This window comes from Paraburkholderia sabiae (genome assembly GCF_030412785.1).
Classification (GTDB): Bacteria; Pseudomonadota; Gammaproteobacteria; order Burkholderiales; family Burkholderiaceae; genus Paraburkholderia; species Paraburkholderia sabiae.
Genome location: NZ_CP125295.1, coordinates 67630 through 88555, shown reverse-complemented (window position 1 = coordinate 88555; position 20926 = coordinate 67630). Strand labels below are relative to the sequence as shown.

The window sequence follows — 20926 nt, the reverse complement described above, 5'->3', positions numbered from 1 at the left end:
ATGGAAGTGAATCGTCCTGATGAGTCCGCGCCGCACGGGGAAGGCCCGCGCGGCTCATCGAAGCGCGCGCGCTGGATCGCGGTTGGCGCGGCTGTCGTCGTGCTCGCGCTCGCCGCGCAAGGCATCTGGTCCCGTCACGACGCGCACGCCGCGCTCGAACGCGATGCGCAGCACGCCGCGCAACTGAGCGTCGAAGTCGTCAAGCCGCAGAAGTCGGCGGCGGCGCTCGATCTCGTGTTGCCCGGCAACGTGCAGGCGTTTCTCGACACGCCGATCTACGCGCGCACGAACGGTTATCTGAAGAAGTGGTACGTGGACATCGGCGCGCATGTGAAGGCGGGACAACTGCTCGCGGACATCGACACGCCCGAAGTCGACGATCAGCTGAAGGCTGCGAGCGCCGATCTCGCGAATGCACAGGCCAATTACGCGCTCGCGAAAAGCACCGCCGACCGCTGGTCGGAGATGCTGCGCAGCAACTCCGTTTCGAAGCAGGAAACCGACGAAAAGGTCGGCGACATGCTCGCGAAGAAAGGCACGCTCGATGCCGCGCGCTTCAACGTCGCGCGGCTCGAAAAGATGCAGTCGTTCCAGAAGGTCTATGCGCCGTTCGACGGCATTGTGACGGCGCGCAACGTCGACGTCGGCGCGCTGATCGATGCGGGCAGTTCGGGCGGCCCGGCGAAGGAACTGTTCCACGTCGCGCAGGCCGACCGGCTGCGCGTCTATGTGAACGTGCCGCAGGCTTACGCGCAGGAAGTGAAGGCGCAGCAGACCGCGTATCTGACGCTGACCGAGACGCCGGCGAAGCACTATCCCGGCACCGTCGCACGCACGGCAGGCGCTGTCGATGCGCAGCAGCGCACGATGCTCGTCGAAGTCGACGTCGACAATCGCAATGGCGATCTGCTGCCGGGCGCGTATGCGCAGGTGCATTTCGCGTTGAAGTCGCAGGTCGCCGCGCCGTTCACGCTGCCCGGCAACGCGTTCCTGTTCCGCCCGGACGGCGTGAAGGTCGCAACCGTCGATGCGCAGCAGCGCGTGAAGCTCGTCAAGGTCGCGCTCGGCACCGACTACGGGACGCGTGTCGCGGTCGCGTCGGGGCTGACGGGCGACGAACAGGTGATTCTGAATCCGCAGGATTCGATCGTCGACGGCGCGGCAGTGCGCATCGTGCATCCGAAGGCGGGTAAGGCAGCGGGTGGATCAGGCGCGTCAGGCGCTCTGCCTTCGGCACAAAACGAACCGACTTCGAAGGCATCAGAGTGAGCACGCATCGCATGCGTCTGCGTTCCGTGGTTCTCGCGCTTGCTGGCGCGAGCCTGCTTGCCGCGTGCACGCTCGGCCCCGACTACAAGCGCCCGACAGCACCGACCGCGGCCACGTACAAGGAACTCGAAGGCACAGGCTGGAAAGCCGCCGAACCCGCCGACGCGCATATCCGCAGCGCGTGGTGGGAGGCCTACAACGATGCCTCGCTGAACGCGCTGGAGCAGCAGGTCGCCAGCGAGAACCAGAACGTGCAGGCCGCGCAGGCGCGCTTTCGCGCGGCGCGCTCGCAGGTCGCGCAGTTTCGCTCGCAGTTCTTCCCCGTGGTCACGATGAACGGCGGCTACTCGCGCGCGCGGTCGTCGGAAAACGTGAAGTTCAAGTCGTCGGCGGGCAAGACGCTCGACGACTGGATCGTCGGCGCCGATGCGACCTGGGAACCCGACCTGTGGGGCCGCGTGTCGCGCAGCGTCGAAGGTGCGCGTGCGAACGCGCAAGCCAGCGCCGCCGATGCGCAAAGCGCGCTGCTGTCGATGCAGGCCGAACTCGCGACGGATTACTTCGAACTGCGCGGTATCGACCGCGAGCGGCAGTTGCTCGACGACACGATCGCCGCGTACAAGGAAGCCGTCGAACTCACGCAGAACCGCTACAAGGGCGGCATCGCCACCGACGCCGATGTTGCTCAGGCGCAGACGCAATTGCGCACGACGCAGGCGCAATCGATCGATCTCGGCGTGCAGCGCGCGCAGCTCGAACACGCAATCGCGATTCTGATCGGCCAGCCGCCTTCGACGTTCTCGCTGCCCGTCGCGCCGCTCGTCGCCGTGCCCGTGATCGCGCCTGTCGGCGTGCCATCGACGCTGCTCGAACGACGCCCCGACATTGCTTCCGCCGAACGGCATATCGTCGATCTGAACGCGCAGATCGGCGTGACGACGGCGGCGTACTTTCCGAATCTGATCCTGTCGGTGACGGGCGGGCTGGAGGCGACCAACTTCAGTCAATGGCTGCTTGCGCCGAGCCGCTTCTGGTCGCTCGGGCCGTCGCTCGCGGGCACCTTGCTCGACTTCGGCGGACGCGCCGCGCAAAAGGCCGAGGCGCAGGCGAACTACGACGAAGGCGTCGCGCAGTATCGACAGACGGTGTTGACAGCGTTCGGCCAGGTCGAAGACAACATCGCGGCCTTGCGCGTGCTCGAACAGGAAGCGCAGACGCAGGACGACGCCGTCGAAGCCGCGCAGCGCTCGCTCGCGATCATGTCGAACCGCTACAAGAACGGCGCGATCACGTATCTCGATGTCGTCGTCGCGCAGACGACGGCGCTCACCAACGAGCGCGAAGCCGTATCGATCGCGCGCCGCCGGATGGCCGCGAGCGTCGCGCTGATCAAGGCGCTGGGCGGCGGCTGGGACGCCACGTCCCTGCCCACCGACGAGCAGCTCACACATCCCGACGCCGCCGGCCAGCCCGCGAGCGCGGCGTCCGCGACACGTAGCTGAGGCACGCATCGCGGGCATTCCGGCCCGCGTCTTGCTGCAGAGTTCGACGACGCCCACGACGCAATCGGCGTATCGTTGAGCCCTCGCGCGCCTGCTGAAAGCGCGCTCCGTGCTTCTTCTCATCGTTTCCGGGAGTTTTGTTGTGACCGCATCGTCGGACCCGAGTCGGCCCGCTGCTTCTTCGTCTTTCGCCTCTTCCTCTGCTTCCCCTTCCGGCGCGCCGTATCTCGAGCGCGGCACACGTGCTTACTGGCGCGCCAGTCTCGCGCTGCTGTTCGCCGGTTACGCGACGTTCTCGCTGCTCTACTGCGTGCAGCCGCTGTTGCCCGCATTCTCCGCTTCGTTCGATGTGAGCCCCGCGCAAAGCAGCCTGTCCTTGTCGCTGACGACGGCGGCGCTCGCGCTCGCCGTGTTCATCGCGGGCTTCGTGTCGGAAGGATGGAGCCGTCACCGTTTGATGACGGCTTCGCTCACCGCTTCGTCGCTGCTGACGCTCGCGGTTGCGTTCACGCCGCAATGGCATGCGCTGCTGTTGTTGCGCGCGCTCGAAGGACTCGCGCTCGGCGGCGTGCCCGCCGTCGCGATGGCGTATCTCGCGGAAGAAGTGCATCCCGACGGCCTCGGTCTCGCGATGGGACTTTATGTGGGCGGCACGGCGATCGGCGGCATGGCGGGACGCGTGATCACCGGCGTCGTCGCGGATCTGTTCTCGTGGCGCGTTGCGATCGGCACGATCGGCGTGCTCGGCATTCTGTCGATGCTTGCGTTCCGTTCGCTGCTGCCGCCGTCGCGCCATTTCGTGCCACGGTGCGGACTCGGCTTTGCCCATCACCGCACGGCACTCACGAAGCATTTCCGCCGGCCCGGTCTGCCGCTGCTATTCCTGATGGGCTTCGTGCTGATGGGCAGCTTCGTCACGCTGTACAACTACATCGGCTACCGGCTGCTCGCGCCGCCGTTCGGGCTGAGTCAGACGGCCATCGGCGGAATTTTTGTGGTGTATCTGACGGGCGTGGTCGCGTCGCCGTGGTCGGGCCGCATGGCCGACACGTTCGGGCGCGGACGCGTGCTGACGGGCAGCATCGTCATCATGCTGTGCGGCCTGCTGATGACGACCACGCAGTCGCTCGTGCTGATCGCATGCGGGATCGCCTGCGTGACGTTCGGCTTCTTCGCGGGACACGCGGTTGCGAGCGGCTGGGTCGGACGGATCGCGAAGGAAGCGAAGGGCCAGGCGGCCGCGCTGTATCTGCTCGCGTATTACCTTGGATCGAGCATCGTCGGCTCGTATGGCGGGCGCGTGTGGGCGGTGTATGCGTGGACGGGCGTCGCGGCGCTCGTCGGCGGATTGCTGCTGATCGGCATACTCGCGTCGACGCGGCTACGGGCCCGCGAACGCATCGGCGCGGCCTGACGTCATTTCTGCAATGCCGTGCGACGCCCGCCGACGTTTCGACCGATAAAGCGCATATTCAGAAAGGTCGACGTAAGCGGGCGGCGACATCGCGCGAAATTCTGCTCACAACTGCGCGCACCGCGCAAAGCCTTGCCCCGCTTCGCTTTCCGGCGCGAGGGACAGAAGCGCTCGTGCGCTCCAACCCACAAAACGCATCGACACCGTCTCCTATACTGGTTTCAGGCGCGCCGCATGCAGTCGCGTCCAGGCGATTACATAAAGGAGACAGGCATGCACTACTTCACGATCGGTGATTTCATTCTGGTCATTCCGATGGCGCTGGCCGGGGCGCTCTTCCTCGGTGCGCTGCCTTGCAAAACGGAGTTCAGGCACAACACGCTGCGTGTGTTGGGCGCGTTGCTGGGCGTCGTGTTTGCGGTCGTGCTGGTAGAGGGGTTGCCTGCGCTGGTGTAGCGAAGCCGTTTTCGCATGTGACATGCGCCGGGCGACACGGCCTGGCGCGAAAAAGAAAAAGCCGCCCAGATGGGCGGCTTTTCTCATCTGGCATCGCAGTGCGAATGCCTCGGCGATCAAATGTGCTGATCCGTCGAAGGCTTCTCCCACAGATTCACACTGCCTTCCGTCGCATACCGGTCGATCTCCGCGAGTTCTTCCGCCGTGAACGACAGATTCTTCAGCGCCGCGACGTTCTCGCGAACCTGCTCGGCCTTGCTTGCGCCGATCAGCGCCGACGTCACGCGCGAATCGCGCAGCGTCCATGCGAGCGCCATCTGCGCGAGGCTTTGACCGCGGCGTTCCGCGATGACGTTGAGCTTGCGCACGCGTTCGATGTTCTGCTCGCTCAGATGCTCCTGTTTCAGCGAACCACCGCCTGCCTTGTTGACGCGCGCGTCCTGCGGTACGCCGTTCAGGTACTTGCCCGTCAGCAGACCTTGCGCGAGCGGCGTGAACGCGATCGCGCCCGAACCCGTTTCCTCCAGCGCACCGAGCAGTTCGCTTTCGATCCAGCGATTCAGCATGTTGTACGCCGGCTGATGGATCAGCAGCGGCACCTTGTATTCGGCGAGCAGCTTCGCCATTTCGCGCGTCTTTTGAGCGGAGTACGACGAGATGCCGATATACAGCGCCTTGCCCTGCTGCACGGCGCTCGCGAGCGCGCCTGCCGTCTCTTCGAGCGGCGTGTCGACGTCGAAACGATGCGAATAGAAAATGTCGACGTAATCGAGACCCATGCGCTGCAGGCTCTGATCGAGACTCGCGAGGACGTATTTGCGCGAGCCGCCGCCCTGACCGTACGGGCCGGGCCACATGTCCCAACCGGCCTTTGACGAAATCAGCAGTTCATCGCGATACGGCCGGAAGTCGTCCTTGAAGATGCGGCCGAAGTTCGTTTCCGCGCTGCCGTACGGCGGGCCGTAGTTGTTCGCGAGGTCGAAGTGCGTGATGCCGAGATCGAACGAGGTGCGCAGGATCTCACGTTGCGTCGAGATCGGCGTCGTGTCGCCGAAGTTGTGCCACAGGCCGAGCGACAGCGCCGGCAGTTTGAGACCTGACTTGCCGCAGACGCGGTACTGCATGTCCGAATAGCGGGCTGAAGCTGCTTCGTAAGCCATTGATGGAGTCCTCTGAGATGGAGTCGGCGATGCGGATCGTGCATCGCAGGAATGAAGCGTTTGTTGTTATCTGGTGTGCCGCGCCCGGTGCCGCTTGCAGATAGTGCAGACAGCGCGGTACCGGTACCAAACGAAGGGTCTATTGCGCCGCTATTCCACTATCCGCGCTGGTCTGCGGCATGCAGATTGCGACCGTGCAACGACGGCCCAACACGCTATGTTAGCCAATCGCCGCGCATGCTGCAGACGCCCACACTGCGGGACGCGAGCATGGACTCGGTGCCGTCGATCCCCTAGACTTTCGGCCACATTTATTCATCGATGAGGGAGTGTGTTCATGACCAAAGCGATCTCGCTCGCATTGATCGTCGGCGGCATCGTGCTGCTGTACTTCGGCGGCCAGTCGTTTCATTCGTTCAGCAACGATGTGTCGCGCGTCTTCACCGGCTCGCCGACCAACAAGACGATCTTCCTGATCGCGGGCGGCATTGTCGCGACACTCGCCGGCCTGATCGGGCTCGCGTCGAGCAAGCGCTGAATCAACGCCTTATTTGGCTCGACGCGCTGCCCGATCTGCGCCTCAGAACGCCACTTCGGGCTTCGACGCGGAGCGCGATCCGGGCAGCGGCACATTGCTCGCGCCGTGATAGGTGAAGACCAGCGAGAACTTCACCTGATCCGACAGATTCTTCCCCGCCGAATGCAGCGTGTTGCAGTGGAAGAAGACGACGTCGCCCGCCTTCAACGCGGGCGATACCGCTTTCTGGATCAGCGCGGCATTCTCGGGCACGTCGGAGCGGAAAAACTTCGCATCGTCGAAACGATCCGACGTGAACGCCGCCGAATGCGAGCCGGGCACGAACCAGAGCGCGCCGTTGTCGACGGTTTCGTCGCCCAGCGCGAGCCACACCGACACCAGATCGTCACGCTCGAACGACCAGTAACGCACATCGCGATGCCAGCCGGTCAGGCTGCCGTACGCGGGATGCTTGGTCATCATGCAGTTGTGATGCGCGCGCGACAGGCGCGGCTCTTCGCCGAAATACAGCTCCATCCAGCCGCGGATTTCCGGCGCCGTCGACCATTCGGCGAAACGCGGATGACGTCCGTAGGCGTCCAGCAGTCGCCGCACCGTATGGCCGCCCGGCGACTCTTTCGAATCAGGCGCGCCCGGATAGCGCAGGTCCGCTTCGAATTCGATCGGCTCGGCGGCAGCCTGCAACTGCTGGCGCGCGATCTGTTTCATCTCTTCGCAGCGCTCGGGCGTAATGAGACCCGGAACGATCACGAAACCCTGCTCGCGCAGCACCTGGATCTGCTCTTTCTTCGAATGGACTGACATGGGCTTTCCGTTCAGCTAGCGTTCGTTCGACAACCGGTTCTCATTGTAAAACGGGCACGATCGTATCGTCGCCCGGTCATGCGTTTCCATGACCCGCGACATGCAATCCGGATGAGCGCGACTGCACGCCGGCTGGGCAGCCATGCACATTCATCGAGCGCAAAGGGCGCGATCATGCGGGCTTCGTCCTCGTAAAAACCCCTATCCCTCCGGACTTTCGACGGTCATCAATCACGTGTAGCCTTGCACGCATGTCGATTGCAACACACGCTACTTCGCCGTCGACACGGCCATCCGCAGCCGCTGTCGTCTCATTCCGTCTTTCCTCAGGCTATTGCGTCCCCTTCGCTGGCATGGATGGTGCTGCTTTTGCGGCACTTTTCGTCGCTCGCCACGCGATCCACGCTGCCTGATCCTTCAAGCCATGCACAGTCCATTTAGCACTCGACTCAGCCGCGCATTCAACGCCGCGCGTCCCGCACGCCGCCATGTGGCGCGTGCACTTCGCCACCATTCCGCGCGTACGCGCGCGCTCGCCGAGCAACTGCGCGACGCGAAGCCCGTCGATAGCGTGCGCTTCTGGTTCCGCACGTTCTTCAGCGCGCTGCGCATGCAGGGCGCGTCGCGGCGCCTGTCGCTGCGCACGCTGCTGCGCAAACCGTCGCCCGTGCGGATGCTCGGCGTGTCGCCGCGCGCCGCCAAGCCGGCCGCTGTGCCGCGTGCGACGAGCCGCCGCCCGCGTCGTCTGTCGCTGGCGAGCGAGGGCTGGTTCGCGTTCGCGCGCTGAGCGCTCGGCTGTTCTTTTAAGCCTGCGCGATAGCGACCGCTAACTATTCGCTGCGCGCAGATCGCTCGCGCCATAAAAAACGCCCTGCATGCTTTCGCATGCAGGGCGTTTTGTTTTGCAGCTCGCTTCGGAACTGATACCGCGCGACATTCAGCCGCGCGGATCGCTCACACGTTCTCTCAGGCGAGCGCGGCAACCGGCTCCGTGCCAGCCGCTTCGGCCAGCGCGAGCGCCTTGTCGGTGGCTTCCCACGAGAATTCCGGCTCTTCGCGGCCGAAGTGGCCGTAAGCTGCCGTCTTTTCGTAGATCGGGCGCAGCAGGTCGAGCATCTGGATGATGCCCTTCGGACGCAGATCGAAGTGTTCCTGAACCAGACGCGTGATCGTCGCATCCGACACGCGACCCGTGCCGAACGTATTGACCATCACCGACGTCGGTTGCGCAACGCCGATTGCGTACGAAACCTGGATCAGCGCGCGCGATGCCAGGCCTGCCGCGACGATGTTCTTCGCGACATAGCGGCCAGCGTACGCAGCCGAGCGGTCGACCTTCGACGGATCCTTGCCCGAGAACGCGCCGCCGCCGTGCGGAGCCGCGCCGCCGTACGTATCGACGATGATCTTGCGGCCCGTCAGACCGCAATCGCCCTGCGGGCCACCGATCACGAACCGGCCGGTCGGGTTCACGAGGAACTTGATGTCGCCCTTGATCAGCTCAGCCGGCAGCGTCGGCTTGATGACTTCTTCGATCACGGCCTCGCGCAGTTGCGCCAGTTCCATTTCCGGTGCGTGCTGCGTGGACAGCACGACGGTGTCGATCGAATGCGGCTTGCCGTCGACGTAACGGACCGTGACCTGCGACTTCGCGTCCGGACGCAGCCAGGGCAGACGGCCGTCGCGGCGCAGATTAGCCTGACGCTCGACGAGGCGGTGCGACAGGTGGATCGGCAGCGGCATCAGTTCGGGCGTTTCGTCGCATGCGTAGCCGAACATCAGGCCCTGGTCGCCGGCGCCCTGATCGAGGTTGTTGTCGTGCGCGCGGTCGACGCCCTGAGCGATGTCCGGCGACTGCTTGTCGTACGCGACGAGCACCGCGCAGCCGCGGTAGTCGATGCCGTAGTCGGTGTTGTCGTAGCCGATGCGCTTGATCGTTTCGCGCGCGACCTGGATGTAGTCGACGTTTGCCGTCGTGGTGATTTCACCTGCCAGCACGACAAGACCCGTGTTGCACAGCGTTTCCGCAGCAACGCGCGAGTATTTGTCCTGGGCGAGGATCGCGTCGAGGATAGCGTCCGAGATCTGGTCGGCGACCTTGTCCGGATGGCCTTCAGAGACGGATTCAGAGGTGAAGAGGTAATCGTTAGCCACGTTACAGGCTCCTTATTGGTTACGGTTGAGTTTCACGTAGCCTGCTTCGAGCCTGAAGCGGCGACGCTTTAGCGGATTTCCTTACCGCCGGTCGACTATCTGAAAGATAACCGTCCGTCGGCTTCGCCCCGCAAGTTGTCTATTAACTCGGCGAAGCCCTTATTATAGCGACTTCTTTCATTTGTCACAGAGTGTCTGCGCGTGCGGTATATCGTCCATTTCGCCGTTTTTCTTTACTCTGCGTGGTTTCGCGCGCATAGCGGAGCCGTCGCATGCTGAGCCGTCTGGGCGTCACGCTCGCCATCGGGCTGCTCAAGCTGTTTGCGCTGCTGCCGTACGGCTTCGTCGCGCGGCTGGGCGACGGCCTCGGCTGGCTGCTGTATCAGATTCCGAGCCGCCGCCGCCGCATCGTCCATATCAACCTGAAGCTGTGCTTCCCCGAATGGAGCGACGAGCGTCGCGAAGAAGTCGCGCAAAAGCACTTCCGGCACGCAATCCGCAGCTATCTGGAGCGCAGCGTGCAGTGGTTCGGCTCGGCGAAAAAGCTCGAAAAGCTGATCCAGCTCGACAGTGACATCGATCTCACGGATCCGAATCTGCCGCCCACGTTATTTCTCGGCTTTCACTTCGTGGGCATCGAGGCCGGTTCGATCTTCCTCAATTACTCGCTGAAGCGCCCGTGCGGCTCGCTGTATCAGCCGATGTCGAACGAGCAGCTCGAAGCCGTCGCGAAAGCGCAGCGCGGCCGTTTCGACGCCGAAATGGCGAGTCGCGCCGACAGCGCGCGGATCGTGCTGCGCTGGCTGCGCGACCGCAAGCCAGTGATGCTCGGCGCCGACATGGATTACGGGATGCGCAATTCCACTTTCGTACCGTTCTTCGGCGTGCCGACGTGCACGCTGACGGCCGTCGGGCGCCTCGCGAAAGTCGGGCACGCGCAGGTCGTGCCGTTCATCGGCGAAGTGCTGCCGAACTACAAGGGTTACAAGCTGCGCGTCTTCAAGCCGTGGGACAACTACCCGACAGGCGACGACGACGCCGACGCGCGCCGCATGAACGAGTTTCTCGAAGAGCAGATTCCGCGCATTCCCGAGCAGTACTACTGGGTGCACAAGCGCTTCAAGACGCGCCCGCCCGGCGACCCGAGCTTTTACTGACGCACGTCGACGCATAACGGGCGAGACGCCCGGCCAGTCACTTACAATAGCGGCATGAAACTGAAATTCACCAAAATGCACGGCGCGGGCAACGACTTCGTCGTGCTCGACGGCTACACGCAACCGCTCAACCTGACGGAAACGCAGGTGCGCGCGCTCGCGAACCGGCACTTCGGCGTCGGCGCGGATCAGTTGCTGGTGGTCGAAAAACCGACCGTGGATGGCGTCGATTTCAGATACCGCATCTTCAATTGCGACGGCGGCGAGGTCGAGCACTGCGGCAACGGCGCGCGCTGCTTCGTCAAGTTCGTGCGCGACACGCATCTCACCGACAAGCGCAGCGTCCGCGTGCAGGTTCAGAACGGCGTAATCACGCTGACCATGCAGGACAACGGCGAGGTCGTCGTCGATATGGGCGCGCCCGTGTTCGAGCCGGCGAAGGTTCCGTTCGACGCCAGCGGCCTCGACGCGCGCCAGGAAGCCAGCGACACGCTCTATGCGCTCGACGTCAACGGCGCGACGCGCTGGATCTCCGTCGTATCGATGGGCAATCCGCACGCGGTGCAGGTGGTCGACGACGTCGAGGCGTTCCCCGTGCTGGTCGACGGGCCGGTGATCGAACGCCATTCGCGCTTTCCGCAGCGGGTGAATGCGGGCTTCATGCAGATCGTGAACCGCAGCGAAGTGAAGCTGCGTGTCTACGAACGCGGCGCGGGCGAAACGCTCGCTTGCGGCACGGGCGCGTGTGCGGCCGTCGCGGCAGGCATTCGCCGCGGTCTGCTGGATGCGCCCGTCAAGGTTCACACGCACGGCGGCATGCTGACCATCACGTGGAACGGCGAATCTGCGTCGCCCTTGATGATGGCGGGCCCGGCCGCCACCGTGTTCGAAGGCGAAATCGAACTGGCCGACTGAATTTCTCACCGTCGCGCGCAGGCTGAACCGCGCGGCGCAGCAGTACGACCGACAGCAAAGAAGCGCGCAACCTTTAAGCTGAAAACATGAACGATCGCGAAGTCGCCGACTACCTGCTAGCCAATCCCGAATTCTTCGCCGAGCACGCCGAACTGCTCGCTTCCGTGCGGCTCGCAAATCCGCACGGCAAGGCGGCCGTGTCGCTGCAGGAACGGCAGATGGACATGCTGCGCGAGAAGAACAAGCATCTCGAGCGGCGTCTCGCCGAACTGCTGCGCTACGGGCACGAGAACGACAGCATCGCGTCGAAATTCGGCCGCTGGACGACCCGCGTGATGGCCGAACGCGATCCGGGTGCGCTGCCGCGCACGATCTCGTCGGGTCTGCGCGACGTGTTCGACGTGCCGCAGGCCGCGCTGCGCGTGTGGGAAGTGTCGGAGCCGTACTCGCAGGCGGACTTCACGCGCCAGGTCGGCGAGGAAGTGCGTATCTTCGCGAACAGCCTTGCCACGCCGTATTGCGGCGTGAACACGGGCTTCGAGGCGGCGCAGTGGCTCACGCCTGCCGTGTCGTCGGTTGCCGGTGAATCTTCGGCTTCGGGTGAAGGCGCATCCACGAACGGCAACGGCACCGAATCGATTGCGCTGATCGCGCTGCGCGACCCCGAAGCATCGAACGACGCCGCCGCATTCGGCCTGCTAGTGATGGGTTCGCCCGACCCGCGCCGCTTCCACGACGGCATGGCCACCGACTTCCTCACGCAGATCGGCGCGCTCGCAAGCGCTGCGCTGAGCCGTCTGCTGCCGCGCTGAGCGCCCGCCCGTGACATCCGCCGACCCGATCGCCACCTATCTGTCGAGCCTCAAGCACGAACGGCGGTTGTCGGCGCATACGCTGCGCGCTTACACGCACGAACTCGATGAGCTGAAAAAGCTCGCGAACGGCCGCCCGCTCGAAAGCCTCACGGCCACCGACATCCGCGGCGCCGTCGCGCGCGCACATGGCGGCGGGCTGTCGGCGCGCTCGATTGGACACAGGCTGTCCGCGTGGCGCGCGTTTTACCGCTGGCTCGCCGGGCGCATCGAACTGCCCGCGAATCCCGTCGCGACGGTGCGCGCGCCGAAGCGCGCGAAGACGCTGCCGAAAGCCCTGTCCGTCGACGATACGCACAAGCTGATGGAAGCGCCCGCGACGGCCACGGCCGAAGGTCTGCGCGATCACGCGATGCTTGAACTGTTCTACTCGTCGGGTCTGCGCCTGTCGGAACTGGTCGGTCTCGACGTGCATTTCGCCGATGTCGACGGTTATCGGTCGACGGGCTGGCTGAAGCTCGACGACGCCGAAGTCGAAGTGCTCGGCAAGGGCAACCGGCGACGCTCGGTGCCCGTCGGCAGCAAGGCGCTCGACGCCTTGCGAGCATGGCTCGCGGTGCGCGGCGAACTCGTGAAACACGATCCGCATCCGCTCTTCGTATCGGTGCGCGGCAACCGGATGTCGCCGAACGTGGTCCGCGACCGCGTGAAACGCGCGGCGCTCACGGCGGGCATTCCCGCGAACGTCCATCCGCACGTGCTGCGCCATTCGTTCGCGACGCACGTGCTGCAATCGAGCGGCGACCTGCGCGCAGTGCAGGAACTGCTCGGCCACGCGAGCATCGCCGCGACTCAGGTCTACACAGGCCTCGACTTCCAGCATCTCGCGCGAATCTACGATCAGGCGCATCCGCGCGCCAAAAAACGCGACTGACGCTGCCCGACGTTGTCGGACGGCCGGTCAATCCTGCTTAGCCGCTTCGGGCGGCGCATTGTTCTGCTGAAACCCTCACGAAGTCATGAATACCGTTACGCTGAAACCGTCGAAAGAAAAATCGCTGCTGCGCCGCCATCCGTGGGTCTACGCGAATGCGATCGACCGCGTCGACGGCAAGCCGGCCGCCGGCGCCACCGTGCTGGTGCGCGCGCACGACGGCCGCTTTCTGGCGCGCGCCGCCTATAGCCCGCATTCGCAGATCCGCGCGCGCGTCTGGAGTTTCGACGAAAACGAACCCGTCGATCACGCGTTCTTCAAGCGCCGCGTGCAGCGCGCACTCGCGCATCGTCAGACGATGGTGCACGACACGGGCGCGACTCGCCTGATCTTCGGCGAGGCCGACGGACTGCCGGGCCTGATCGTCGATTACTACATCCAGGATGACGCGTCGAAGCGCGGCCAGATCGTCTGCCAGTTCATGGCGGCGGGCGTCGAGGCGTGGAAGGACGCGATCGTGCAGGCGCTGATCGGCGCGACGGGTTGTCCGAACGTCTATGAGCGTTCGGACGTGTCGATCCGCGAAAAGGAAGGGCTCGAACAGACGATGGGCGTGCTCGCCGGCGACGCGCCGCCCGAAACGCTGATCGCGAGCGAAAACGGCGTGCGTTATCACGTCGACGTGCGCAACGGCCACAAGACGGGCTTCTACGTCGATCAGCGCGACAACCGCGCGCTGGTACAGCAACTGTCGAAAGACCGCGACGTGCTGAACTGCTTCTGCTACACCGGCGGATTCTCACTCGCGGCGCTCAAGGGCGGCGCGAAGCGCGTGGTATCGATCGATTCGTCCGGCGAGGCGCTGGCGCTCGCGCAGGAAAACGTGAAGGCCAACGGCTTCGACGCCGAGCGCGCGACCTGGCTCGACGCCGACGCGTTCAAGACCCTGCGCCGCCTGTACGACGAAGGCGACCGCTTCGACCTGATCGTGCTCGATCCGCCGAAGTTCGCGCCGTCGCGCGAGCACGTGGACCGCGCCGCGCGCGCGTACAAGGACATCAATCTCACCGGTCTCAAGCTGCTGCGTCCGGGCGGCCTGCTGTTCACGTACTCGTGCTCGGGCGCGATCGATGCTGACCTGTTCCAGAAGATCGTCGCCGGCGCGGCCTCCGACGCACGCGTCGATGCACGCATTCTCAGGCGACTCGGCGCGGGCGTCGATCACCCGCTGCTGACGGCGTTCCCCGAAGGCGAATATCTGAAAGGCCTATTGTTGCAAATCGCGTGATCGCCCATAGTTAGGCGTTATTTCCCTGGCATCGGTGGGGCATTGACCGCCGGGCAGCGGCGTCCGCGCAGTTATGCTTCAATATTCTGCTGAATTCCTGCGGTTCGGGCCCAGCGCGCTTTGCGCGGCTCGAACCCAGATCGACGAACACAAGGCGACTCCACATGGCGAACAACATGATTCCCGTCACTATCCTGACCGGCTTTCTCGGCAGCGGCAAAACCACGCTGCTCAAGCGCATCCTGAACGAGAAGCACGGCATGAAGATCGCCGTGATCGAAAACGAGTTCGGCGAAGAGAACATCGACAACGACATCCTCGTGCAGGACACGGGTGAGCAGATCATCCAGATGAGCAACGGCTGCATCTGCTGCACGATTCGCGGCGACCTGGCGCGCGTGCTCGGCGACCTGGCTGCGCAAAAGCAGGAAGGCAAGCTCGACTTCGACCGCGTCGTGATCGAAACGACGGGCCTGGCCAACCCCGGCCCCGTCGCGCAGACCTTCTTCATGGATAACCAGATCGCCGACGAATTCCTGCTCGACGCGATCATCACGCTCGTCGACGCGAAGCACGGCAATCATCAGCTGGACGAGCACGAAGTCGTGCAGCGCCAGGTCGGTTTCGCGGACCGCCTGTTCGTCACGAAATCCGATCTCGTCGACGAAGCGGTGCTCGGCGACCTGCGTCATCGTCTGCTGCACATGAATCCGAAGGCGCAGATTCGCGTCGTGAACTTCGGCGAAGCGGACATCAAGGAAATCTTCGATCTGCGCGGCTTCAACCTGAACGCGAAGCTCGAAATCGACCCGGACTTCCTCGCCGAGGACGACCACGATCACGCGCATCACGATCATGATCACGACCATGACCACGATCACGCGAACTGCGATCACGATCATGGCCAATGCGATCACGAAGGCCACGATCGCGGCCATCATCACCATAACCACGCGCATCACGACGACAAGATCAAGTCGTTCGTTTTCCGCAGCGACCGCCCGTTCGATCCGAACAAGCTCGAAGACTTCCTCGGCGGCATTCTGCAGATTTATGGCGAGCGCCTGCTGCGCTACAAGGGCGTGCTGTACATGAAGGGCGTCGATCGCAAGGTCGTCTTCCAGGGCGTGCACCAGATGATGGGCAGCGATCTGGCCGCGAAGTGGCAACCCATCGAGAAAAAGACGAACAAGATGGTGTTCATCGGCATTGAACTGCCGCAAGACCTGATTACCGACGGTCTTGAAGCCTGCCTCGTCTGATTCGTTATCTCTTCATCCGCGCAGTCTGCGGGCAGGCGCCCCGGCGCCCTGCCCGTGCTGCCGTTCCTTTGCTGTCGGAACGCGAAAAAGGGCTCAAAAGCACGAACGCGGCAATTTAACAGTTCGTTTGCGGTCAAAGCACGTGAAAACCCTGTTGTGAGAATACGTGTACGACCATCGCTTTTTAGTGAACAGCGCGTTATATTTTCACGATAAGTGGAGTTTGCGGCAGGGATTTCCCTCGCTTGCTGATTCGTATTGTGATTCAGTTACAATACGGCCCCGCTGGAGAATGAGAACGAATTGCCCGGTTTAAAGCGCGAAGTCGCGTTGCAGCCGTGCCGGGCCGAAAACGGCGCCGGAAAATCTAATCCGGGGACATCGCCGATATGCCGGCCGGCACAATTCCGGCTCATAACGCGCTGCCGGGAAGCATTGCCTCAGGAGCATGGGAAGAATCGGTTTCCAGAGGAGTTCGGCCCCGCATCGGCGCTTCGGCGTCACGACAGCCCACCGTCCGTGTTCGCCGGCGCTCATTTGAGCGTCATCGAGGCGCCTGTTGCGGGCAACACGAAAGTGCGGGCAATGATTTGCCTCACATTGAAGAAGCAAGCCAGATGACGACGAAACGACTCTTGACCGAAGCCGAAATCCTGAAGATGAGCGACAAGGATTACATGAATGAGGATCAGCTCGCTTTCTTCAAGAACCGGCTCGAGCAGCTGCAGGCGGACATTCTCCGCAATGCCGGCCAGACGACCGAGAACCTCCGCGAAACCGTGATCGTGCCGGACCCGGCCGACCGCGCGACGATCGAGGAAGAGCATGCGCTGGAACTTCGCACGCGCGACCGCGAACGCAAGCTGCTGAAGAAGGTGCAGCAGTCCATCGCGCGGATCGAATCGGGCGAGTACGGCTGGTGCGAGGAAACGGGCGAGCCGATCGGCATTCCCCGCCTGCTCGCGCGTCCGACCGCCACCCTGTCGCTCGAAGCACAGGAACGCCGCGAACTGCGCCAGAAGCTGTTCGGCGACTGATCGACGGGCGGCGCGGTTTTCGGGGTCCGCGCCCCAGATACGCTTCGTCAGAGGCGCACGGTGAATCGTGCGCCTCTTTTTCTTTTGCGCCGCGCGTTTTGGTGCGCGCGCGCCCGAACCTGAACGCGCAGATCGGTAAATGCGCATTGCATACGACCATGTGCGCATCAACCGGCAGCACGTTTTACCGCCGCAAACCCCCGTCCCTGGCCGCCCGCGCCTTTTCTCGCGCTCATTCCACATCGGCCCTTGATAACGCCGCGCACGCCCTAAAATAATCCGGACATGCGTTGCACGCGCGCGCACCCGGCATCGCGCGCCGTCCGCTCTCGGATTCCGTGGTTGCGCATTGGCGCTGCCGCGTCCTCCCTTGCTTTAGAAAAGGAACGCATATGGAGCAATTTCACGGCACGACGATCGTCTCCGTGCGCCGCGGCGACAAGGTCGCGCTCGGCGGCGACGGCCAGGTCACGCTGGGCAATATCGTCATGAAAGGCGGTGCGAAGAAAGTCCGGCGCATCTACAACAACAAGGTGCTGGTCGGCTTCGCGGGCGGCACGGCCGACGCGTTCTCGCTGCTCGACCGCTTTGAAGCCAAACTCGAAAAACACCAGGGCAATCTCACGCGCGCGGCCGTCGAACTCGCGAAAGACTGGCGCACCGACCGCATGCTGCGCCGTCTCGAAGCCATGCTGATCACGGCCGACGCGACCACCACGCTCGTCATCACGGGCAACGGCGACGTGCTCGATCCCGAAGGCGGCATCTGCGCAATCGGCTCGGGCGGCGCGTACGCGCAGGCGGCAGCGAAGGCGCTCGCCGACAATACGGATCTTTCGCCGCGCGAGATCGTCGAAAAGTCGCTGGAGATTGCCGGCGACATGTGTATCTACACGAACCACAACCGCGTCATCGAGACGATCGAGTAAGGACACACGATGAGCACCATGACTCCCGCCGAGATCGTCTCGGAACTCGACAAGCACATCATTGGCCAGCATCGCGCGAAGAAGGCGGTTGCCGTCGCGCTGCGCAACCGGTGGCGCCGTCAGCAGGTCGCCGATCCGCTGCGTCAGGAAATCACGCCGAAGAACATTCTGATGATCGGGCCGACGGGCGTCGGCAAGACTGAGATTGCACGGCGTCTTGCCAAGCTCGCCGACGCGCCGTTCATCAAGATCGAAGCGACCAAGTTCACGGAAGTCGGTTATGTGGGCCGCGACGTCGACAGCATCGTGCGCGACCTGATCGAAATCTCCGTCAAGCAAACGCGCGAAACCGAAATGCGCAAGGTCCGCACGAAGGCGGAAGATCTCGCCGAAGACCGCATTCTCGATATCCTGCTGCCGGGCGCGCGCGGCACCGTCGGCTTTGGTTCGGGCGCGAGCGAAGCAAGCGGCGACGAGTCGAATACGACGCGTCAGACGTTCCGCAAGCGCCTGCGCGAAGGCGCGCTCGACGACAAAGAGATCGAGCTCGACATCGAAATGCAGACGCCGGCCATGGACATCATGGGCCCGCCGGGCATGGAAGACATGACCGAGCAGATCCGCTCGATGTTCGCGAACCTCGGCGGCGGCAAGAAGACGCGCCGCAAGGTGAAGGTGAAGGAAGCGCTCAAGCTCCTCACCGACGAAGAAGCCGCGAAGATGCTGAACGACGAAGAGGTCAAGACGAAGGCCGTGCAGAACGTCGAGCAGAACGGCATCGTGTTCCTCGATGAAATCGACAAGATCGCGTCGCGCAGTGAAGCGGGCGGCGGCGAGGTGTCGCGTCAGGGCGTGCAGCGCGATCTGCTGCCGCTCGTCGAAGGCACGACGATCAATACGAAGTACGGGATGGTCAAGACCGATCACATCCTGTTCATCGCGAGCGGCGCGTTCCATCTCGCGAAGCCGAGCGATCTGATTCCCGAACTGCAAGGCCGTTTCCCGATTCGCGTCGAACTGGACTCGCTGTCGGTGAAGGACTTCGAATCGATTCTCGTCGCTACGGACGCCAGCCTCGTCAAGCAATATCAGGCGCTGCTCGAAACGGAAGACGTGCACCTCGAATTCGCCGACGATGGCATCCGGCGTCTCGCGGAAATCGCGTACTCGGTGAACGAGAAGACGGAAAACATCGGCGCGCGCCGCCTCTATACGGTGATCGAGAAGCTGCTCGAGGAAGTGTCGTTCTCGGCGGGCAATCACACCGGCAAGAGCGTGCTGATCGATGGTGCGTATGTCGACCGTGCGCTGAACGACGTCGCGCAGGACGAAGATCTGTCGCGCTACGTGCTGTAACGCGGTAACTCGCGACTCAAAAGCAAAAGGCGGCGTTCCGATGGAACGCCGCCTTTTTTCATGTCTCTTGCAGAGGCTAGATCACTGCTTGACGGGCCGCTTCGCCAGCTTGCGCTGCAACGTGCGCCGATGCATGTTGAGCGCGCGCGCCGTCGCCGAAATATTGCCGCCGTTCTCGGCAAGCACACGCTGAATGTGCTCCCACTCGAGCCGCGCCACCGACAGCGGCGTCGGGTTCTCGATCGCTTCTTCAGCTTGCAGCGCGCTCGCTTCCGTTTGCAGCGCCGACAGAATCGTTTCGACGTTCGCGGGCTTGGCCAGATAGTTGTCCGCACCGTCCTTCACCGCCTGAACAGCCGTCGCGATGCTCGCGTAGCCCGTCAGCACGAGCATCCGCGCATCCGGTTGCAGGTCGCGCAGCGGCGCGACGAGGTTCAGCCCTGAGTCATTGCCCAGATGCAGATCGACGGTGATCTGCCCGAACTTCTGCTGGTTCGCGAGACGAATCGCCTCCTCGGCGTTATGCGCCTCGGACACGGTGAAGCCGCGACGCGTCAATCCGCGCGCCAGGATGCCGGAGAACACTTCGTCGTCGTCGATAACCAGAAAATTCTTGTCGCTCATGCTTGTTTCTCCGTATTGGACGACGCGGCGCCCTGCCGGCCCGCGCCCGTTTGCTCGCGGGCCAGAGGCAACCGCAACACCGCGCGTGTGCCGCGCGGCTTGATTTCGCTGACATCGGTAAGCTCGATCGATCCGCCGAGCCGCGCCGCCGCCGAAAACGCCAGATACAGCCCGACGCCGTGTCCGCCCTGCGTGCTGTCGACGGGCGCCGCGCCCAGCAATCCGCGCAGCGCAGCCGGCACGCCGGGCCCGGCGTCGCAGACTTCGAATTCGATCGACGCGGGTTCGACGAGCTTCGCCGCCAGCGTCACGTGATCGCGACTCGCGCGCGCGGCGTTGTCGAGCAGGATCGTGAGGATCTGGCTGACGGCCACGGTATCGTCGATGCCGACGTTGGCGGGCGGCTCGCCGAGACGCTCGAACTTCACATGCGGATGCCGCAAGCGCCACTGGTCGGCGAACGAGTCGAGCCATTCGTCGACGCGCTGACGACTGCCTTGCGTCGACGCGCGGCTGCGCAGACGCGCGAGCGCCGACGTGCACAGCGTCATCTGCTGATCGAGGATATCGAGGTCGGCGGCATAGGGCTTGAGGCCACCGTCGCTACGGGCGGCGTCGCGAAGTTCCTCGGTGAGCATCGCGATCGTCGACAGCGGCGTGCCGATTTCATGGGCAACTGTCGCGGCCTGCACGCCAAGCGCCACGGCACGCTCGTCGCGCAACAGACGCTGCTGTGCCTCGCCGAGCGCCGTATCGCGCTGACGCAGCGCGCGCGACATACGCGCCACGAACCACGCGATCAGGCCAACGCTGACCATGAAGTTCACCCACATGCCGGCGCGGTAGTAGTCGAACAGATTCGCGGGATTGTCGAGATTGAGCGGCACCGACTCGAAGCCGAGCACCGCGTAGCAGGCAACAGCGAAAGCGGCGAGCCAGGCCATCAGATGCCAGGGCAGCACGGCGGCCGCAATGGCCAGCGACGGCAGATACAACGAGACGAACGGATTGGTCGTGCCGCCCGACAGAAACAGCAACGCCGACAGCGCGCCGAGATCGACCCACAGTTGCCCGAACAGTTCGAGATTCGATTCGGGCTTCTGGCTCGCGACGCGCAGCCACGTCAATCCGTTGAAGATCACTTCGAGACCGATGACGAGCAGCATCGCCGGCAATGGCAGCTTGACGCCAACAAAAGTCTGGACGAACGCAATCGTCACGAGCTGCCCGATGATGGCAAGACTGCGTAGCCAGAAGAGATGTCCGAGGTTGACCCGGCCAGTGATGGTTATGCGGTGCATCCTGCAAGTTTACC

Annotated in this window: 20 protein-coding genes; 15 read left to right on the top strand and 5 right to left on the bottom strand. The window is 63.8% G+C overall.

From position 1 onward, the window contains the following. From QEN71_RS00415 to QEN71_RS00400, 4 genes are all read left to right on the top strand, one after another. Complete coding sequence (locus QEN71_RS00415) at positions 1-1269, top strand: efflux RND transporter periplasmic adaptor subunit (RefSeq protein ID WP_201648703.1); 1269 nt, start codon at positions 1-3, stop codon at positions 1267-1269. Between the two features lie 11 nt (positions 1270-1280). Then, on the top strand, positions 1281-2771 hold the full coding sequence (locus QEN71_RS00410) for an efflux transporter outer membrane subunit (RefSeq protein ID WP_201648992.1): 1491 nt from the start codon (positions 1281-1283) through the stop codon (positions 2769-2771). Positions 2772-2913: 142 nt separating this feature from the next. Then, the gene (locus tag QEN71_RS00405; RefSeq protein ID WP_201648704.1) at positions 2914-4185 is read left to right on the top strand and encodes an MFS transporter; all 1272 of its coding nucleotides are present in this window, start codon (positions 2914-2916) and stop codon (positions 4183-4185) included. A gap of 273 nt (positions 4186-4458) precedes the next feature. Further along, the gene (locus QEN71_RS00400) at positions 4459-4641 is read left to right on the top strand and encodes a hypothetical protein (RefSeq protein WP_007582094.1); all 183 of its coding nucleotides are present in this window, start codon (positions 4459-4461) and stop codon (positions 4639-4641) included. A gap of 116 nt (positions 4642-4757) precedes the next feature. Here the strand turns inward: QEN71_RS00400 and mgrA are convergent, their stop codons facing one another. Beyond that, complete coding sequence (gene mgrA / locus QEN71_RS00395) at positions 4758-5801, bottom strand: L-glyceraldehyde 3-phosphate reductase (protein ID WP_201648705.1); 1044 nt, start codon at positions 5799-5801, stop codon at positions 4758-4760. A gap of 337 nt (positions 5802-6138) precedes the next feature. On the opposite strand from mgrA, the gene QEN71_RS00390 reads away from it, so the two are divergent. Beyond that, a complete protein-coding gene (locus tag QEN71_RS00390; protein WP_201648706.1) occupies positions 6139-6339 on the top strand; it encodes a DUF3185 family protein in 201 nt (66 codons plus the stop codon). A gap of 42 nt (positions 6340-6381) precedes the next feature. Here QEN71_RS00390 and QEN71_RS00385 read toward each other — a convergent pair whose 3' ends face one another. Next, positions 6382-7143 (bottom strand): phytanoyl-CoA dioxygenase family protein, encoded by a 762-nt coding sequence (locus tag QEN71_RS00385; RefSeq protein ID WP_201648707.1) that lies wholly within the window; start codon positions 7141-7143, stop codon positions 6382-6384. Between the two features lie 424 nt (positions 7144-7567). Between QEN71_RS00385 and QEN71_RS00380 the strand changes: the two genes are divergently transcribed. Continuing rightward, positions 7568-7930 (top strand): hypothetical protein, encoded by a 363-nt coding sequence (locus QEN71_RS00380; protein WP_201648708.1) that lies wholly within the window; start codon positions 7568-7570, stop codon positions 7928-7930. A gap of 179 nt (positions 7931-8109) precedes the next feature. On the opposite strand, the gene metK is transcribed toward QEN71_RS00380, so the two are convergent. Next, complete coding sequence (metK, locus tag QEN71_RS00375; protein ID WP_201648709.1) at positions 8110-9297, bottom strand: methionine adenosyltransferase; 1188 nt, start codon at positions 9295-9297, stop codon at positions 8110-8112. A 272-nt stretch (positions 9298-9569) separates the two neighbouring features. Between metK and QEN71_RS00370 the strand changes: the two genes are divergently transcribed. The 9 genes from QEN71_RS00370 to hslU all read left to right on the top strand — a co-directional run bounded on the left by QEN71_RS00370 (position 9570) and on the right by hslU (position 18987). Next, positions 9570-10454, top strand: a complete 885-nt coding sequence (locus QEN71_RS00370) for a lipid A biosynthesis lauroyl acyltransferase (RefSeq protein ID WP_201648710.1) — start codon at positions 9570-9572, stop codon at positions 10452-10454. A 54-nt stretch (positions 10455-10508) separates the two neighbouring features. Beyond that, on the top strand, positions 10509-11369 hold the full coding sequence (dapF, locus tag QEN71_RS00365; protein ID WP_201648711.1) for a diaminopimelate epimerase: 861 nt from the start codon (positions 10509-10511) through the stop codon (positions 11367-11369). Between the two features lie 86 nt (positions 11370-11455). After that, positions 11456-12181, top strand: a complete 726-nt coding sequence (locus QEN71_RS00360) for a DUF484 family protein (RefSeq protein WP_201648712.1) — start codon at positions 11456-11458, stop codon at positions 12179-12181. 10 nt (positions 12182-12191) lie between these two features. Next, entirely contained in the window at positions 12192-13115 is a 924-nt protein-coding gene (xerC, locus tag QEN71_RS00355) for a tyrosine recombinase XerC (protein ID WP_201648713.1), read from the top strand. Between the two features lie 85 nt (positions 13116-13200). Beyond that, positions 13201-14403: a class I SAM-dependent rRNA methyltransferase gene (locus tag QEN71_RS00350; protein WP_201648714.1), complete on the top strand. Its 1203-nt coding sequence runs from the start codon at positions 13201-13203 to the stop codon at positions 14401-14403. 176 nt (positions 14404-14579) lie between these two features. Further along, the gene (locus QEN71_RS00345) at positions 14580-15665 is read left to right on the top strand and encodes a CobW family GTP-binding protein (RefSeq protein ID WP_201648993.1); all 1086 of its coding nucleotides are present in this window, start codon (positions 14580-14582) and stop codon (positions 15663-15665) included. Between the two features lie 617 nt (positions 15666-16282). Then, the gene (dksA, locus tag QEN71_RS00340; RefSeq protein WP_012399496.1) at positions 16283-16702 is read left to right on the top strand and encodes an RNA polymerase-binding protein DksA; all 420 of its coding nucleotides are present in this window, start codon (positions 16283-16285) and stop codon (positions 16700-16702) included. Positions 16703-17094: 392 nt separating this feature from the next. Then, complete coding sequence (hslV, locus tag QEN71_RS00335; RefSeq protein WP_012399495.1) at positions 17095-17631, top strand: ATP-dependent protease subunit HslV; 537 nt, start codon at positions 17095-17097, stop codon at positions 17629-17631. A 9-nt stretch (positions 17632-17640) separates the two neighbouring features. Continuing rightward, on the top strand, positions 17641-18987 hold the full coding sequence (gene hslU / locus QEN71_RS00330; protein ID WP_201648715.1) for an ATP-dependent protease ATPase subunit HslU: 1347 nt from the start codon (positions 17641-17643) through the stop codon (positions 18985-18987). An 81-nt stretch (positions 18988-19068) separates the two neighbouring features. Here the strand turns inward: hslU and QEN71_RS00325 are convergent, their stop codons facing one another. Both QEN71_RS00325 and QEN71_RS00320 read right to left on the bottom strand, forming a co-directional pair. Further along, positions 19069-19611, bottom strand: coding sequence for a response regulator transcription factor (locus QEN71_RS00325; protein ID WP_201648716.1), 543 nt, complete (start codon positions 19609-19611; stop codon positions 19069-19071). Continuing rightward, positions 19608-20912, bottom strand: coding sequence for an ATP-binding protein (locus QEN71_RS00320; protein ID WP_201648717.1), 1305 nt, complete (start codon positions 20910-20912; stop codon positions 19608-19610). Before QEN71_RS00320 ends, QEN71_RS00325 begins: the two co-directional genes overlap by 4 nt. Positions 20913-20926 lie beyond the last annotated feature (14 nt).